This window comes from Spirosoma fluminis (assembly GCF_054778895.1).
In genome coordinates this window covers 793400-809357 of record NZ_BAAGZD010000004.1, presented here as the reverse complement: position 1 = coordinate 809357, position 15958 = coordinate 793400, and the positions used below count along the sequence as shown (strand labels likewise).

The 15958-nt window shown below is 53.7% G+C and carries 16 protein-coding genes; 7 read left to right on the top strand and 9 right to left on the bottom strand.

What is annotated here, in order from left to right; translation table 11 throughout:
• Nucleotides 1-35 precede the first annotated feature (35 nt).
• Both cysK and ACYVBJ_RS09045 read left to right on the top strand, forming a co-directional pair.
• The gene (gene cysK, locus ACYVBJ_RS09050; protein WP_460982133.1) at nucleotides 36-944 is read left to right on the top strand and encodes a cysteine synthase A; all 909 of its coding nucleotides are present in this window, start codon (nucleotides 36-38) and stop codon (nucleotides 942-944) included.
• 6 nt (nucleotides 945-950) lie between these two features.
• Complete coding sequence (locus ACYVBJ_RS09045; protein ID WP_460981964.1) at nucleotides 951-1820, top strand: YitT family protein; 870 nt, start codon at nucleotides 951-953, stop codon at nucleotides 1818-1820.
• A gap of 28 nt (nucleotides 1821-1848) precedes the next feature.
• On the opposite strand, the gene ACYVBJ_RS09040 is transcribed toward ACYVBJ_RS09045, so the two are convergent.
• The 4 genes from ACYVBJ_RS09040 to ACYVBJ_RS09025 all read right to left on the bottom strand — a co-directional run bounded on the left by ACYVBJ_RS09040 (nucleotide 1849) and on the right by ACYVBJ_RS09025 (nucleotide 4640).
• Nucleotides 1849-2487: a DsbA family protein gene (locus tag ACYVBJ_RS09040; RefSeq protein WP_460981963.1), complete on the bottom strand. Its 639-nt coding sequence runs from the start codon at nucleotides 2485-2487 to the stop codon at nucleotides 1849-1851.
• 68 nt (nucleotides 2488-2555) lie between these two features.
• The gene (locus tag ACYVBJ_RS09035) at nucleotides 2556-3149 is read right to left on the bottom strand and encodes a TetR/AcrR family transcriptional regulator (RefSeq protein ID WP_460981962.1); all 594 of its coding nucleotides are present in this window, start codon (nucleotides 3147-3149) and stop codon (nucleotides 2556-2558) included.
• Nucleotides 3150-3351: 202 nt separating this feature from the next.
• Nucleotides 3352-4104 carry an SAM-dependent methyltransferase gene (locus ACYVBJ_RS09030; protein WP_460981961.1) on the bottom strand — a complete coding sequence of 251 codons (753 nt, stop codon included), beginning with the start codon at nucleotides 4102-4104 and terminating at the stop codon, nucleotides 3352-3354.
• A gap of 53 nt (nucleotides 4105-4157) precedes the next feature.
• Nucleotides 4158-4640: a redoxin domain-containing protein gene (locus ACYVBJ_RS09025; RefSeq protein ID WP_460981960.1), complete on the bottom strand. Its 483-nt coding sequence runs from the start codon at nucleotides 4638-4640 to the stop codon at nucleotides 4158-4160.
• A gap of 126 nt (nucleotides 4641-4766) precedes the next feature.
• On the opposite strand from ACYVBJ_RS09025, the gene ACYVBJ_RS09020 reads away from it, so the two are divergent.
• Nucleotides 4767-5687, top strand: coding sequence for an ROK family protein (locus ACYVBJ_RS09020; RefSeq protein WP_460981959.1), 921 nt, complete (start codon nucleotides 4767-4769; stop codon nucleotides 5685-5687).
• Between the two features lie 86 nt (nucleotides 5688-5773).
• Here ACYVBJ_RS09020 and ACYVBJ_RS09015 read toward each other — a convergent pair whose 3' ends face one another.
• The 4 genes from ACYVBJ_RS09015 to ACYVBJ_RS09000 all read right to left on the bottom strand — a co-directional run bounded on the left by ACYVBJ_RS09015 (nucleotide 5774) and on the right by ACYVBJ_RS09000 (nucleotide 11666).
• Complete coding sequence (locus ACYVBJ_RS09015) at nucleotides 5774-6343, bottom strand: hypothetical protein (RefSeq protein ID WP_460981958.1); 570 nt, start codon at nucleotides 6341-6343, stop codon at nucleotides 5774-5776.
• Nucleotides 6344-6355: 12 nt separating this feature from the next.
• Complete coding sequence (locus ACYVBJ_RS09010; protein ID WP_460981957.1) at nucleotides 6356-7510, bottom strand: zinc-dependent alcohol dehydrogenase; 1155 nt, start codon at nucleotides 7508-7510, stop codon at nucleotides 6356-6358.
• 575 nt (nucleotides 7511-8085) lie between these two features.
• Nucleotides 8086-10755 carry a TonB-dependent receptor gene (locus ACYVBJ_RS09005; RefSeq protein WP_460981956.1) on the bottom strand — a complete coding sequence of 890 codons (2670 nt, stop codon included), beginning with the start codon at nucleotides 10753-10755 and terminating at the stop codon, nucleotides 8086-8088.
• A gap of 152 nt (nucleotides 10756-10907) precedes the next feature.
• Nucleotides 10908-11666, bottom strand: coding sequence for an SOS response-associated peptidase (locus tag ACYVBJ_RS09000; protein WP_460981955.1), 759 nt, complete (start codon nucleotides 11664-11666; stop codon nucleotides 10908-10910).
• Nucleotides 11667-11773: 107 nt separating this feature from the next.
• On the opposite strand from ACYVBJ_RS09000, the gene ACYVBJ_RS08995 reads away from it, so the two are divergent.
• Complete coding sequence (locus ACYVBJ_RS08995; RefSeq protein WP_460981954.1) at nucleotides 11774-12403, top strand: pyridoxamine 5'-phosphate oxidase family protein; 630 nt, start codon at nucleotides 11774-11776, stop codon at nucleotides 12401-12403.
• Between the two features lie 47 nt (nucleotides 12404-12450).
• Here ACYVBJ_RS08995 and ACYVBJ_RS08990 read toward each other — a convergent pair whose 3' ends face one another.
• Nucleotides 12451-13164: a hypothetical protein gene (locus ACYVBJ_RS08990; protein ID WP_460981953.1), complete on the bottom strand. Its 714-nt coding sequence runs from the start codon at nucleotides 13162-13164 to the stop codon at nucleotides 12451-12453.
• 184 nt (nucleotides 13165-13348) lie between these two features.
• Between ACYVBJ_RS08990 and ACYVBJ_RS08985 the strand changes: the two genes are divergently transcribed.
• From ACYVBJ_RS08985 to ACYVBJ_RS08975, 3 genes are all read left to right on the top strand, one after another.
• Nucleotides 13349-13864, top strand: coding sequence for a DUF4385 domain-containing protein (locus ACYVBJ_RS08985; RefSeq protein ID WP_460981952.1), 516 nt, complete (start codon nucleotides 13349-13351; stop codon nucleotides 13862-13864).
• A 159-nt stretch (nucleotides 13865-14023) separates the two neighbouring features.
• The gene (locus tag ACYVBJ_RS08980) at nucleotides 14024-14710 is read left to right on the top strand and encodes an RNA ligase family protein (protein WP_460981951.1); all 687 of its coding nucleotides are present in this window, start codon (nucleotides 14024-14026) and stop codon (nucleotides 14708-14710) included.
• Between the two features lie 99 nt (nucleotides 14711-14809).
• A complete protein-coding gene (locus ACYVBJ_RS08975) occupies nucleotides 14810-15940 on the top strand; it encodes an AAA family ATPase (RefSeq protein WP_460981950.1) in 1131 nt (376 codons plus the stop codon).
• The last annotated feature ends 18 nt before the right edge of the window (nucleotides 15941-15958 follow it).

Sequence of the window (15958 nt, the reverse complement as noted above, 5' to 3'; positions counted from 1 at the left end):
TCTTCACTCCGTTTCTATACACTCTCCAGCAACCCATGAAAGCCAATTCGATATTAGAGACCATTGGTCAAACTCCCCACGTCCGTCTGAGCAGGCTTTACCCTGATCACGAGGTCTGGATAAAACTCGAACGGGCCAACCCCGGTGCCAGTATCAAAGACCGGATTGCCCTGGCCATGATCGAAGACGCAGAAGCAAACGGGCAGCTCACCACCGGCAGTACGATTGTTGAACCGACATCGGGCAACACCGGTATCGGGCTGGCTATGGTGGCTGCGGTGAAAGGCTATAAGCTGATTCTGGTCATGCCGGAGTCGATGAGTATTGAACGGCGTAAGATTATGGCCGCCTACGGTGCCCAGTTTGACCTGACCCCGCGGGAGAAAGGGATGCGCGGAGCCATCGAACGGGCGCATGAGCTGGTGGCCGAAACACCCGGAGCCTGGATGCCCCAGCAGTTCGAAAACCCGGCGAATATCGAGGTGCATAAGCGCACCACCGCGCAGGAAATCTTAACGGATTTTCCCGAAGGGTTCGATGTACTCATCACGGGCGTCGGCACAGGCGGTCACATTACGGGCGTGGCGCAAGTTTTGAAAGAACGCTTCCCTGACCTGAAGGCTTATGCCGTCGAACCCGAGCTGTCGCCGGTTATCAGCGGGGGCGCGCCGGGTCCTCACCCTATTCAGGGCATTGGGGCCGGGTTTATTCCCCAGAATCTGCACACTACGTCGATTGACGGCTCTATTCAGGTCAGCAAAGACGAAGCGTTTGCCTGGGCGCATCGGGCGGCCAAAGAAGAAGGCTTGTTCGTTGGCATCTCTTCGGGAGCTTCGCTAGCCGCTGTCGCTAAAAAACTGTCCGACCTCCCCGCTGGCAGCCGGATTCTGACATTCTGCTACGATACCGGAGAGCGCTATCTGTCCATCGAAGGCTTATACTAGCAGACGATGGCCAACCGCGCTACCCTATTCCGGCAGATTAAAGATACCCTGTTTATTGTGGCAGGGGTTCTCAGCGCGGGGATGGGCCTGAAAGGGTTTCTCTTGTCAAGCCATTTCATCGACGGGGGCGTAACGGGTATATCCATGCTGCTGGCTACCTTGCTCGACATTCCGCTGGCGATCTGGCTGCTCGTTCTCAACGTACCGTTTATTGGTCTAGGCTACCGTCAGTTCGGCCGGGCCTTTGCCATTAAAAGTATTGCCGCCATTGCAGGTCTCTCGCTCAGCGTAACCGTAATTCCTTATCCCGATGTCACCCCAGACCTATTGCTCACTGCTATTTTCGGGGGGTTCTTCATTGGTGCAGGCATTGGTCTGGCCATACGCGGTGGCGCTGTACTCGACGGTACCGAAATTGCGGCCTTACTGATCAGCCGGAGCAGCGCCACCCTGAAAGTGAGCGACGTTATCCTGCTGCTCAACGTACTCATTTTTGGCGCTGCGGCTTTTTTCCTGAGCATCAACCTGGCCCTGTACTCCATGATTACGTATTTCGCGGCCTCCAAAACAGTCGACTTCATTGTTCATGGGATTGAAGAATATACCGCCGTGCTCATTATTTCCAGGCACAACCTAATCATACGCGATCGGATTGTTGAGCTGGGCTGGGGCGTAACAATTCTGAAAGGGGAAGAAGGCTACGGTAAACACGGCCGCCACCAGGACGTTGACACCATGCTATACATCGTGATTACCCGGCTGGAGCTAAGTCGAATGCGCCGTATTGTGGGCGAGATCGACGCCAACGCGTTTATCATCCAGCACGGCGTCGATGATGTAATGGGTGGTAAGGTAAAGAACCTACCGATGCATTAACGGCCTATCCGGCACATGGTTGCTCAGGTCAGGCCTGTTGCGTTCCGCGGTTTATGCTGGCTTCCAGTTGCTCGTAGGGCACATACCCTCTGGTGACCTGAAACAGGTTGCTTCCCGTATCGAGCAGAACGGAAGGAAAGCCATTGATGCCGTACTGCGATACGAGATTGAATTCGGCCCAGGTCTGCTCTTTAATGGCTGGGTCGTTCAGGTGTGCAACAAACTCATCGGGATCAATACCGAACGGATCAACGAGGGGGCCGTACTGGCTATCGACATTGAGATCGATACCATCCCGGTGCAGGGCAGTCTGCAACGTACTGGCAAAGTCAACCGCGCGATCCGGCATAATTGCTTTGAAGAGGGTCAGCGCCATACCCGGCTTCTCCGAGTCAGCTACGTAGGTGTCTGACTGGAGTATCTGGTTGAGGTAGGGTTGACCAAACTGGACACCCGTACGTGCTTCAACGCTTTTATAGGCCTGTTCGATATACGACCGCAGCGCAGCTATGGGCTTCGTCCGCGCGCCCGTCATCATTCCCCCGCTTAAAACGTCGAAATCATACGCATCGGCGTGGGTAGCCTGAAACCGGCGAATCACTGGACTAAAGCCATAGCACCAGCCGCACAGGGCGTCGTATATATAAATAATCCGGGGGCGGGGCATACTGTAAACACATATCCTGAGCAAGTTATTTCCATGAATAGCCGCTCATTCATTAACTAAAATTCAGGTCAGCGAAGTCCGCGCACAAACCGGCGCATCGTTTCGCGGTACACCTGCTCCGACTGTTCAAGGGGCTGTTGATTTTTCAGCAGCATCGCCAGCATAATCATGCCGTGCGACATAGACCACCACTCAAAATACAACCGCTTTATGCTTTCTTTTGATTTGGGAATAAACGAGAAGATGATTTCGCAAACGATTGAACTGACCGACTGCATGGCATCTGACTGGTATACAGGCATCGTGCAGTACGCCCCGTCCAGGTTATACATGACCTGGTAAATTTCGGGCTGATGACTGGCAAACTCCCATTGAATCAGCGAAATCTCGTACAGGCGCTTCTCCGGATCGCGGTACAGTTTCAGGATGCGGTCATATTCCTGATAGAGGTGGCGAAAGCCCTCGTTGCGAATTTCGTCCAGCAGGACATCTTTGCTGTCGAAGTACTCATAAACGATGGGGGCGCTGTATTCAATGGCGTCCGCAATTTTACGAATCGAAACAGCCTGCCAGCCTTCCCGGCGGGCAATGGCTTTGGCAGTGCCCACAATGCCGGATCGGGTTTGCTCACGACTGCGCGGCTTACGCTCGATGATCTCCATAAAAGTAGGTTAATTAATTTCAGTTAACGGTGTTAAATCGACTGAAAACTACGGATTTATGCCGAAATTGTATAAACATGCTGCGGTTTTTCTAAATAAATTTATAATTCCTCTTTGTTACGTTTTATAAACTATTGAGTTATAGCTAGTTACTTTAGCGTAATCCGCTGATTACCTGATCAGTGGATTAAATTACAGATCCTCACGCTTTTTCGGCCAGTAGCCAGACCGCTTCATCGCCCAGCGCGTATGGCTCTCCGTCAACGGTTCCAGAATACTCCAGTATCGACAAACCTGCTTCGGCAAACAACCGGCTCAACTCGGCCAATGTGTACACGTAATGCTGCGCAAGGCGGGTTTGCCGATCGCCATTGTCGATATACGTAAGGTGCGAGTCAATGCGGCTTTCGATGGGATCATACTCATTATCAACCAGAAACAGAATGTCCCCTATGGGCTGCCAGCTTCGGTGCTGGTAGTCCGGCAACACCGACTCGGCAATCATTTCGGTATGCGCCAGAAATCGCCCGCCCGGTTTTAACGAATCAGCGATCCGTTTAAGAAATAGCCTCATCTCGGCATGGGCGAAAAAGCTAAAGCTGTTTCCCAGACAGTAGGCCGCATCGAAAGGACCATTGCCGGTTAATTCAGCGAGCGGGACAGTCATGAAGTCAGCAGCCAGGGAATTAACCATAAGTTTTTCGGAAGCCGCCGATTTCCTTAACTCATCTATATATTCGGTCGATATATCCACACCGGTTACATGCGTCCCCAGGCGGGCAAGCGGCAGGGCGTGACGGCCATAGCCGCAGAAGATATCCAGCAGCCGGTCGCCAGGGCCAAACTCCAGGGTTTCCACGAGCAGTTCGAGATCGAGCTGCGTTTGAGCTTCCGTCTGTGCCGCCTTCCAGGCTTGCTGGGGTAATCCGTGAAAGAAATTGTGATACCAGGCCATTGAATGCGCCATATTATAGCCAGCGCGGAGAGAACCGACGCCAGCGGTTTGTACTACTTCGACGAGGGTTCGTTCAGTCTCGCCAGTGTTTCCTGAATAGCGTTGACATCAGGTACCTCACCGGCGTTCTCCAGCACTTCGACGTACTGAAGCAGGCCATTGCGGTCAACAACGAAGGCCGAGCGCTTGCTTACTCCTTTCAGGTTCATGCTGAATGTCTCGTAATACGTATCATACGCCTGCGACACCTCTTTGTTGAAGTCGGAGAGCAACATAAACGGCAGGTTCTGGTCTTGTTTGTATTTGGCCAGCGTATAGGGCGAGTCGACGGAAATGGCGATAATCTCGGCCTGTAAATCGGCGTAGGTGCTGATGTTGTCCCGTAGTTCGCAGAGTTCGGCGGTGCATACGCTCGAAAAAGCCATTGGGAAAAACAGAATGATCACGTTTCTGCCGTTAAAGCTATGAAGCGAAACTTCGTGCTTCTCAGTATTGTACAAGGTAAAATCTGGGGCCTTCTGTCCGGGAGTTAACATTTCTGTTTTTGATTTCGGATTTATGAGTGTTGTTTTGACGACGAATTGTGTTGCGAGGGCGAAATTCCGAAAAAGCCCGTTCAATGCAAGCTTTATTCCATTCCATCAGACTTCGCAATTTTAAGAATGCAAACGTATTGGGGTATCGACCTAGGGGGTACTAAAATCGAGGGAGTCGTCTTGAGCGCGCCCTCACCCGACGCTGTTCTCATCCGAAAACGTATTGATACGGAGGCTCACCAGGGCTACGATCACATCCTGCAGCAGATTGTCAAACTTATTGACATGCTGAAAGCCGAGACCGACCAGGTTCCGGAACGGATTGGCTTTGGCACCCCCGGCACCTTCGATCCGGCCCGGCAAACCATGAAAAACTGCAACACCACGGTGCTGAACGGAAAGCCGATGAAACAGGACCTGACCCGCCTGCTTAATCTACCCATTGAAGTTGCCAACGATGCCAACTGCTTTGCCCTGGCCGAAGCCACGCTGGGCATTGTCCCCGACGTAGCGCCTGCTTATCAATCGGTGTTTGGCGTTATTATGGGGACGGGGGTCGGGGGTGGCTTTGTTGTTCGGGGGCGCGATGGCCAGCCATTCGTGCTGAACGGCCTCCAGGGAATCGGCGGTGAATGGGGGCACAATATTCTGGAAGAAAACGGCTATCCCTGCTACTGCGGCAAACGTGGCTGCACTGAGCAGGTAATTTCAGGACCTGCTTTGCAGCTGTATTACCAACAATTAAGCGGGGAAGAGCGAACCATGCCCGACATTATGGAGCGTTATCATTCGGGTACTGACCTGTTCGCCAGCCAGACCGTAAACCGGCTGCTGGAATATTTCGGAAGAGCCATTTCAACCATCATCAACGTACTCGACCCCGATGTGATTGTATTGGGGGGCGGTGTGGGTAACGTTGATCTCCTATATACCGAAGGCATTGAGCGGGCAAAAAAATACGTGTTTAATTCGGGCGAGATCAATACGCGCTTCCTGAAGCCTAAGCTCGGCGACAGTGCGGGTGTATTCGGCGCAGCTATGTTGTAATCAGCTTCCCGAACGGAACAGGCCCCCGAGTCGATTAATTGTTAATCGACTCGGGGGCCTGTTCCGTTCAGACCTATATATTGGAATTACCGGGTGGCTAACTGTTTCCGCGAGCTTTTCGAATCTCGGGAAAATAAAGCCACAAGAGCGGTTGTTACCACGGCGCTGATCACCACGGTTTGTATAAGCCCTTTGGGATTGTGCTTCCATTCCGCTTTCCAGCCTTTTTCAGCAAAGATATTAGGCACCTTACCGTGGCTGAAGTCTTCAATAAGGCCTTCAATTTCGTTAACCCGGTCGGCTACAACCAGCGGAATCCAGTGCATCAGCCGCGATTCACTGTGCGTGAAGGCATACCGGCGTATCGCTCCGCTCAGGCCCGTCGGGGGCGAGGTTGTCCCGAAAACGGCGCTCACGTTCGGACGTTCGTTCGAGTGCAGTATTTCTACGGTAGTAGGCTGCTGGGTGGGCCGCTCCCAGGTATAACCCAGCTGCTCGACATCCGTACGCGGGTTCTTTATGGGATAGGTCGGGTCGTTTTTTGGGTCAATATCAACGCCCCATCCTTTGATATGTGCGAATTTGGCCGCCAGCTCGTCCCGCGTAGGCAGTTGGGATTTGGCGGCTGATGTATCCTGTGTTTCTAAATTTTCCATTAGTGTTCAGGGTTATAAACCGGCTTTAGGTGGAATGAGCACCGGCTTGATGCAGTTATCTAATTTCTCCGAGAAAATGTGGTAGCCCTCAGCCACTTCTTCCAGCGGCAGGCGGTGCGTAATCATGGCTTTGGGATTGATGACCCCGTTCTGTACGTGTTCGATCAGGCGGGGCAGCAGCCGTTTTACCGAAGCCTGATTGGCGCGGATGGTGATGCCTTTGTTGACGACGTTGCCGATGGGGACCATATTGCCGGTTGGACCATATACGCCCACGATGGACAGAATGCCGCCTTTCTTCACCGAGTTGATAGCCCAGTGCAGCGCCGTGGCCGAACCACTCTGCATCAGCAGTTTGCGGCCCGTCAGCGACTGGAGTTTACTGCCCGTAGCCTCGGCACCCACGGCGTCAATGCAGACGTCGGCCCCCAGCCAGTCGGTGGCTTTTTTGAGGAACAACACTACGTCGCCAATCTCTTCGAAGTTATAGACCTCGGCGGGCGCGTAGTTTTTAGCGAATTCAAGCCGGTAATCAACGTTGTCGATGACGATAACCCGCCCGGCCCCGAAGAGCCAGGAGCAGCGTGCGGCCATGATGCCTATCGGACCAGCTCCAAACACTACGACTGTATCGCCGGGCTGAATGCCTCCCATTTCAGCGGCCTGATAGCCCGTCGGTACTACATCGCACAGCATCACGGCATCGTCGGGGTCCATACCTTCCGGAATTACCGTTGGGCCGAAATTGGCGTAGGGAACCCGGACGTATTCAGCCTGCCCGCCGTCGAAACCGCCCGCCGTGTGCGAGTACCCAAAGATACCGCCTACGGCCGTAGCCATTGGGTTCGACTCGTGGCAGTTGCCGTAGAGCCCCTGCTGGCAGAAGCTGCATTTACCACAGGCAATGTTGAACGGCACCAGAACATGATCACCAACTTTAAGTTTGTTCACCTCTGACCCAATTTCTTCGACAATGCCGGTGAACTCATGCCCGAACGTGGTACCCACACGGGTGTCCGGCACATTGCCGTTGTACAGGTGAAGGTCCGACCCGCAGATGCAGGATCGGGTAACCCGAACAATGGCATCCTCGGGATGCAAAATTTCGGGCATCGGTTTGTGGTCAATGCGGACCCGCTGGGTTCCGCGGTAATTCATAGCTAGCATACAAAACCGTTTATACCGTCTAATAATTGAACGATGTGGAAAGTCAGCCCAGCGCCCGGTCGAATTGAGGGCCTGTAGACAGTTTTCGAGCTGCCCACCTGACGGGCTCCTTACGAACAACCGGGACCTGTTCTGCTCCACTTTATACGATACGTAACTAATCTCAACTACCAAGGTTAGTATATCTATAGGTTATCTATCCAAAGGCTTAGTTATACCCGATATCGATAAACAAAACTGATTAGGCAGGCAAACTGGCTTTTATAGCGTCAAGCAACGCCTATTGAACTTACACCTATTGTCTTGTACGGGTTCGCCAGTTGACGTTTGTTCTACACCGAAGCTGGTGTTTTAACCGACCTCGGTGTAGTGGATTCAAGACGGTAGGTCGTGGTGGAGCTTAGCGTCAGCCTATTCCCCCAGATCCACGTCAATGCCTATGCGCTGATCTATCGTAACACGCACTGAGCCCAAACCGCTTATAAACTAATAAAGCGGTACCGGGATGGCCCGATACCGCTTTATTAGTTTATAAGCGGTTCTATACGTAGTAGCTATACAGATTTTAGCCTTGCTTATCTCGGCCGTCCGCCACCACGGTTCCCACCCGCCGGGGCAGCTCCGCCCGGGGGTGCGGCTGGCTGTCCACCGCCGTTGTCGCTTCCTTCGTCTTTCAGGTCGTCGTTGCCACCCTGTCCGCGACGGCGCTGGGGCTGGTCGAAGCTAAGTTTCCCCAGTTTGTAGCTGAAGTTCACCCGGATGCCAGCGTTGTAAAGGCTGGTCAGGCTATTCTGCGAGAAGATCGGCGAACTGGATTCGGACCGGACCGTGAACGGATGATTAAAGAAGTTTTCACCGGCAATACCGAAGCTTCCGCGCTTGTCTTTCAGGTCTTTCTTCAACCCTATGCTATAGAAGGCAAACCCTCCCTGATACCCCTGAAGCTGAATCTGCTTACCCCGAATGAATCCGAAGCCCTGGAGGCCCCAGCCATTTTTCAGAGTCAGACTTGAGAAGAAACGGCCCGTTACTACCCAGCCTGAGTTCGTAGCCCGGTAGATGAACGTAGAGCTGTTGTTGGTCAGATAGGCGTAGTAGGCATCGACTCCGCCCCCAATCTGCCATTTCGAAAACAAGGTCGCATTGCCGAACAGGTTTACGCCATAGGCTGATTCGCGACCAATATTCAGGTACGTTGTCCGAATGGGAATCGGCAGTGTCGGGTTCAGCACTTCGCCAACGCTCGTTCTGACGGTATCCCGTACGCTGGTGATTGAGTTGTTGGTTAACCGGGCAAACAAAGTCGCGTTGATGTACACCGATTTGATGTAGGCACTCGAACTGAATTCCAGATTGTCGGTCAACTCGGGCGACAGCAGCGGGTTCCCCTGCGTGATGTTGGTAGGGTTGGCCGCATTTACGTTCGGGTTCAGGAACTGAATACCGGGTCGCTGCAAGCGCCGGTTATAGGCCAGTTTAATCGTTTTTCCACCTTTCAGCGCCTTCGAAATGTTTACGCTCGGCACCAGATTGCCGTAGGCAGGAATGCCTAAATCCTGACCAGCCTGACCGCCCTGATCGCCAGGCTGCGTCCGGCTGTAGTTGGCATTGATCGTCGTATGCTCGTAGCGGGCACCGGCTTTCAGCGTATATTTCGTCTTGGTGGTCAGCGTGTACGATACGTAGCCAGCGGCAATGTTCTGGTCGTAGTTTAACGTATTGGCCGGGCGGCTCTGATCAAGCTGAAACGGACCGTTGCCATTGGCGAAGTTATAGCTGAAGCTGCTCTCCACCTGCCGGAAGATGCCTTTCCCGCCGAATTCGAGCAGTTGATTGGTGCTGATGGGCGTCTGATAATCGGCCCGGAGGGTAGTCTCCTGGTTGTAGCTGTCGTTCAGGTTTTGCTGGCGGGCCGCCACCGTAGCGAAATCGGCCGAGTTCAGGATGTCGGCCGTGAAATCGTTATTGCGGTTGTTGCGGCTGTACTGCGCCGATACACTGAACTCCTGCTGCGGTTTGTAGGTGCGGGTGTAATCAATATTAGCATCGACCGTTCCGGAAAGGTCTTTCGTCTGTACGTTCCGGGCGTTGTAAACCGGAAAATACGGACCCGTCGTTTTGGTGATGAAGTTGTCCTGGTACTGAATGTTGTTCCGGGCACCGTAGCGCAGGCTGGCCGTAATGGCGCTGTTTTTACTGATGTCATAATCCCAACCCAGCGTGTACTGACCAAATATACCTTCGTTACGTGTATTGGCTGTCTGCTCAGTTGTGGTGGTCGTTCCTCCGTTCCCAAACGTCCGCTGGGTGTTCGCGAACCGGCCAATTACGTTGTAGTTCGCCCGGCCGAAGCCACTCAGACTAAAGCCCATTTTGCCCGTACGGAGGTTACCGTTCAGGCCCAGGTTACTGCCCCGGTTGCCCACGCCTGAATCGAGGTTGAGCGTGAATCCCTGTAGGGTTGCTTTCTTGGTGATAATATTGATGATACCGGCCGAGCCTTCGGCGTCGTATTTGGCCGAGGGCGAAGTAATCACTTCCACCGTCTTGATCATGTCAGCGGGAATCTGCTTCAGGGCATCGGCCACGCTGCTGGCTACAATGGTCGAGGGTTTGTTGTTGATCAGCACGCGAACGTTGCTGCTGCCCCGCAAACTGACGTTACCGTCGAGGTCAACCGACAACAAGGGCACTTTCCGCATGACGTCGGTGGCATCACCGCCTTTCGATGTTACGTCTTTCTCGGCGTTATACACGAGCCGGTCTACCTTTTCTTCAACCAGCGCAGCCTGCCCCACTACGTTTACTTCGTTAAGCGTGCGAACGTCGGCCGATAGCCGAACCGCCCCCAGGTTTACGTCACCCCGCCGGTCGAGCTTAACGCTCGAAATGGTCTTGTTCCGGTACCCTACGAACGAGATCAAAACCTGAAAATCACCCTGCGGCAGTTTGCTGAGTGTAAACCGTCCCTGGTCATCGGCAACGGTTCCGTCAATCGGTTTCTTTGTTTGGGGATTGATCAGCGCGATACTGGCAAACTCAACCGGTTTATTACTCGTTGAATCGACAATGGTACCGGTAAGTTTAGCGTTTCCCCGAGGGCTATCGTCCGATGCGGTGCCGGGGATGGCCGTAGCGGGCCGTTGACCTCCTCCGCCGGGCATCGTCGGGAACTGCGCCAAAGCCGTTCCTGCGGAGAGCAGCGTCGTTAAGCCAACCGCTAAAACTGGTAATGCTTTTTTCATCTGTCAGGTTGTAATGCTATAAAATCAAAAGACAAAGTTGATTCAGTTTCTAAAGAAAAGACAACTGAGTTGACAAAATTTCCGTTCGTGCAACCTTTTCTCCGAGAATACTACACGAGCGGTATTGGCCGTAGACGAGCGGGATCGATTACTTAAGTAAAAAGTGATGAGTGACTTTGTAGTTCCGCGTAGGTCGAGGGCTCCAGCACTTCGGGTACGTCGCTGGGCTCGCTTCGCGATGTAATTCGTTTGCTGATGCTGTAGCTGTGCATCTGTTTGGCGGGGTACTGTTCGTTCAGGATGGCCAGCACATCCTGTTCCGTTAGGGTGTCGTGCAGCCAGGCTCGTTCCAGCTCCGGCGTCAACAGGCAGGGCATGCGTTTTTTCGTGTTATGAATAGCCGCCAGGAGCGGGTTGGCCTCGGTGGTCAGCAAGGTGTACGTTGGAATAAGCTCGCCGGTTTCGGGGTCCGGCCATTCATCCCATAATCCCGCAACCGATGCAATCGGCTGGTCTTTCATGCTGATGTAAAATGGAAACTTCTTGCTGCCGATCGTGTGCCACTCGTAAAAGCCGGTTATGGGAATCAGACACCGCTTACCCGCCTGCGCGGCTGACCGATAGGAGGGCTTCTCGTAAATCGTCTCCGACCGGGCATTGATCGTCCGGGCGCGAATGTCGGCGGCATCCTCGCGGCTCCTGGCCCAGCGCGGAATCAGTCCCCAGTTCATCAGTTGAAAGCGTTCTGGCTTAGACTTGTCCGCATCCGACCGGGCCAGGATGGGCCAGGCTGGGAACTGGTAGGCATTAGCGTGGTATACCGGCTGGTAGTTAGCGTCCGGGGGCATGGGAGCCTTGTAACGGGCTTCAAGCTCGGCAGCGGTTGCATTGAGTGATTTATGGTAACACATCGGTTTTTTAGGGAGCCAGACGTTCTTATCGGGCTATCTGATAAACAAATAAATTAGCCCTCCGGTTATGCCAATCACATCGGGTGCCGAATGCCTGCTTCTTATTCATGAATCAATCTCCAGAACCAACCGTCACTATCGACGAACCAACGCGATCCCTTGCCAATATCGAACGCGATACGTGGCAGCAATTAAGCCAAGCTGCTCAGGCAAAAGCCGATGGGTTCAAGACAATGACGCTTGCCACCAGTACGGCTACCGGTGCCGACGCCCGAATGGTGGTGTTACGTCAAGTCGATGAGATTCATAAATACCTTTGGTTTCATACGGACGCACGGGCCGAAAAAGTTATGCAGCTCGAAGCGCATCCGGTGGCCGCGTTGCTGTTCTGGGACGAAGATCGGCAGGTGCAGCTTCGGGCAAACATTGAAACCCGGCTGCATACCGACGATTACGTTGCCGACGAACACTGGGCTAAGCTGTGGGTTGGTGGCCGCAAGAATTATTTATCCGAACGGACGCCCGGCAGCGAACAGACCGCGCCTTACCCCGGCTTTCCGGAACACCTGGGCGAGAACTTACCTACGCCGGAGGAAAGCGAAAGCGGCCGTCAGAACTTCGCCGTTATCGAATGCCGCGTTCTGCTGATGGAATACCTGCACCTGAGCCGCAGTGGTCAGACGCGGGCGCAGTTCCAGTATGAGCCGGCCGAAAAAATGGTTTGGTTAGCGCCCTGAAGTATCGAGCGCCCCTGTTCCTCCCGTACGTAACGAACCAACTTAGGCTACTCCCGGCGTCGCTGTCGGCTCTTTCGCCAGGCCGAAAAGTCTTCGTAGAACCGATCCAGAAAAACGGCCGGACTGATGGAGTAATACACGCCATTTAAGGTAGACGGGCTAAGCGGTACGTTCCGTTGCAGCGTGTAGCGGTAGCCCGTCATCAGGTTAACGCCAAACCACCGCAGCGGCCGCAGTCCCCGCAGCGCCGGAAACTTAATCGAAGCCGAAATCCCCACACTCAACGGAACGGCTATACTTCGCCGGAGATCGGGCTGCTGCGTATCCGTGTTGGTGATCTCGTACCGGGCCGATCCGAGCCCCACCTCGATCGGCGAACTTAGCTCCCAAAATTTACGACGAAAATAATACGGCTCGACGTATACCGTTGCGTACTGCAATCGCCGGTTCTGCACATGAAACCCTTCCCACGACTCGTTCAGATGCTGGTTGGTGAAGTAATAGCCTACGCCTGCTTTGACATTAATCGGCAGCAGAAAGCCCACCCGCGCTCCCCAGACATTGGTCGGATTACTCAGCAGCGGAGGAGTCGCGTCTTTAAAATAGAAGAAGCGCTGATCGAGTTCAAAAATGAATTTAGGCTTATCCGGGCGCTCGTTCCGGTTACGACCCAGGGAATCGGCCGCATCGGGCGGCTGTGCCCGAAGCCACTGACCGGTTAACAACCACAGAAAAACGGAGAGACGTACATAAATCATCATGATGCATAAGCTGCTCTGGCAGACAAAGCCCTACGTTCAATAACCCCCAAACTTGGTCCAGTGTTGTAGCGTAGGTATCTGGCTAAACCCGCTAGCGAACCGAATACATGCCAGGCGGGAGCCAAAGCCATTCCGCCGTTTTTGTGGTTATAGGAGTCATTACCACTCATCAACTGTTTGACGTATGACCGAGAATGACGCAAAGCAACCTGACCGTGCCTTTAACTACGACCTGGATTACCGTACCCTGAACCTCCGCGAACATCCCGACCTATATCGGGTTGGCAAAGGAGAACAGGGGGTTTTACTCGTCCAGCCCTATAAATCGGAGATACTCCCCTACTGGAAATTCAAATCGCCGGAAATTGCCCGCGAATCGTCCGAAAAAATCTACCAGTTGTTTCTTGAATACAAGCGCAAAGGCGATTTCATTGGCATGGATATGGCCCGCAAGTTTCTGCAAATGGGCTACACCCGGTCCCGACGCTACGCCAACCACAAAACGGGTCAGAAATATGATGGCCCGGTTCCCGACGATCAGAAAGGCCGGTCGGGTGCCCACGGCCGCGACCAGCTCCCCCGCGAGGAGGATCCGGTGAAGGCGGAGTCGGCCCGAATTTTCTACGGCAAATACCTTCAGGCGCGGGAAGACCCGGAATATAAACGGCTTAAAAAAGCCTGGCAGGAAAAATACGGTTGATTTTCAGTCCGTAGTCTGCTTATCTTTGCCCGGCAAACGTATCAATAACGCTCAACTCACTGAATGTCATGTAATCGCGTACAGGTTCCGCTATTTGGTTAGCCTTTATCACCCGGTAAAGTGCCTGTATTTCTAGTGTTCATTCCAAACGCGATCATCATGATTTCCCGTAAATACGGCCGGACGTATCATTACCCCTTTTCTCCGGGTACCACCAGCGACGACCGCATCAATCAGCAGTATCAGACCGATAGTTCCTATATCCAGACGCTTGTGCATACCGAGAAACTGGACGGCGAAAACAACTGTCTCAACCGCTACGGTGTGTTTGCCCGCTCACACGCGGCCCCAACGCAAACGCCCTGGACGCGCCATTTGCGCGACCGATGGGAATACATTAAACACGACCTCGGCGACCTGGAGCTATTTGGCGAGAATCTATACGCTGTGCATTCCATCAGCTACCGTCAGCTTGAGGCTTATTTTTTTGTTTTCGCCGTTCGCGACCATGATCAGTGGTTATCGTGGGAAGAGACCCTGTTTTACGCGCAGTTGCTCGATTTCCCGACGGTGCCGGTGCTGTCTGTGCAATCGCAACCGTTCCGCCCGATCGAAGTAGAGAACGCGGTAAATCGATTGGCGTCAGCGCCCAGCGTTTTTGATTCGTACGACGTACAGACGGGCGAAGCCTGCACCCGCGAAGGTGTTGTCACCCGCGATGCCGCCAGTTTTTCGGTAGCCGATCACCCGCATCGCGTATTTAAATACGTGCGGAAAGGCCATGTGAAAACCGACGAGCACTGGACGCGCAACTGGCAGCGTGCCCGATTGCAGTACGAACAATGACGCATAGCTGAGTAATACTAGCGAGTTTAACATCAGCCTTTTACTTTTTAGTCATTGTTTGTCAGGTAAGCTTACCTGACAACACCAATCCAACTTGATATGTGGACATTCACATCCGATAAACAGTGGTCAGCACTTACGCGTCGTTTTCCGGAAGTCCGGGATATGACCGGCGTGAGGCAGGACCCACGTCATCATGGCGAAGGCGACGTTGCCACGCATACCCAACTGGTTCTGGCGGCCCTCGAAGCCGACGTTCGGTATCAAACTTTACAATCAGGGCAGCGGGAGTTGCTCTGGACGGCGGCTCTTTTACACGACGTTGAGAAACGCTCGACTACGGTGGTTGAAGCCGACGGCAGCATCACGGCACGCGGCCACGCCCGTAAAGGGGAACGTACCGTACGGGAATTGCTGTACACCAACTACCGGATAGCGTCGCCACCGCCCTTCGCCGAGCGCGAGCAGATTTGCAAACTAGTCCGGCATCACGGCCTGCCCCTCTGGATTTTCGAGAAACCCGATCCGCTGAAAACGTTGCTGCGAACGAGTCTGGAGGTAAATACCGAATGGCTTTCCCTGTTGGCCCGGGCGGACGTACGGGGACGGATCTGCGCCGACCAGGCCGATCTGCTGTACCGAATCGATTTGTTCGAGGAGTTGTGCAAAGAAAACGGGTGTTGGGGGCAGCCATATCCGTTCGTGAGCGAAGAGGCCCGGTATTATTATTTCACGCACGACACGGACTACCCTAGCTACGAACCCTTTCCCGAAACCGGTTCGGAGGTTATTTTGCTGGCCGGCTTACCGGGGGCTGGAAAAGATACGTTCGTGAGTCAGCACTTGGCCGACTGGCCGGTGATCAGCCTGGATAACTATCGCCGGAAGTTTAAGATCAGCCCGACCGACAAACAAGGGACCAGCCGCGTTCTGCAAATGGCCAGGGAAGATGCTAAATCCATGCTGCGCAGCAAAACGTCGTTTGTCTGGAATGCCACCAACCTGACGTATCAGCTTCGCCAGCAGCTAGTTGGCCTGTTTACAACTTATAAAGCCCAGGTCCGGCTGGTGTACATTGAAGTACCGTATCGGCAACTGGTCCAGCAGAACGAAACCCGCGAGTATGCGGTGCCTGCCGACGTACTGCACCGGATGTTTGAGCGCCTGGAGATTCCGGCGCTGTGGGAAGCGCATGATGTGCAGTATTTCGTGCCGGAGCGGTTGACGTAAACAAACCGGTAAAGCGGA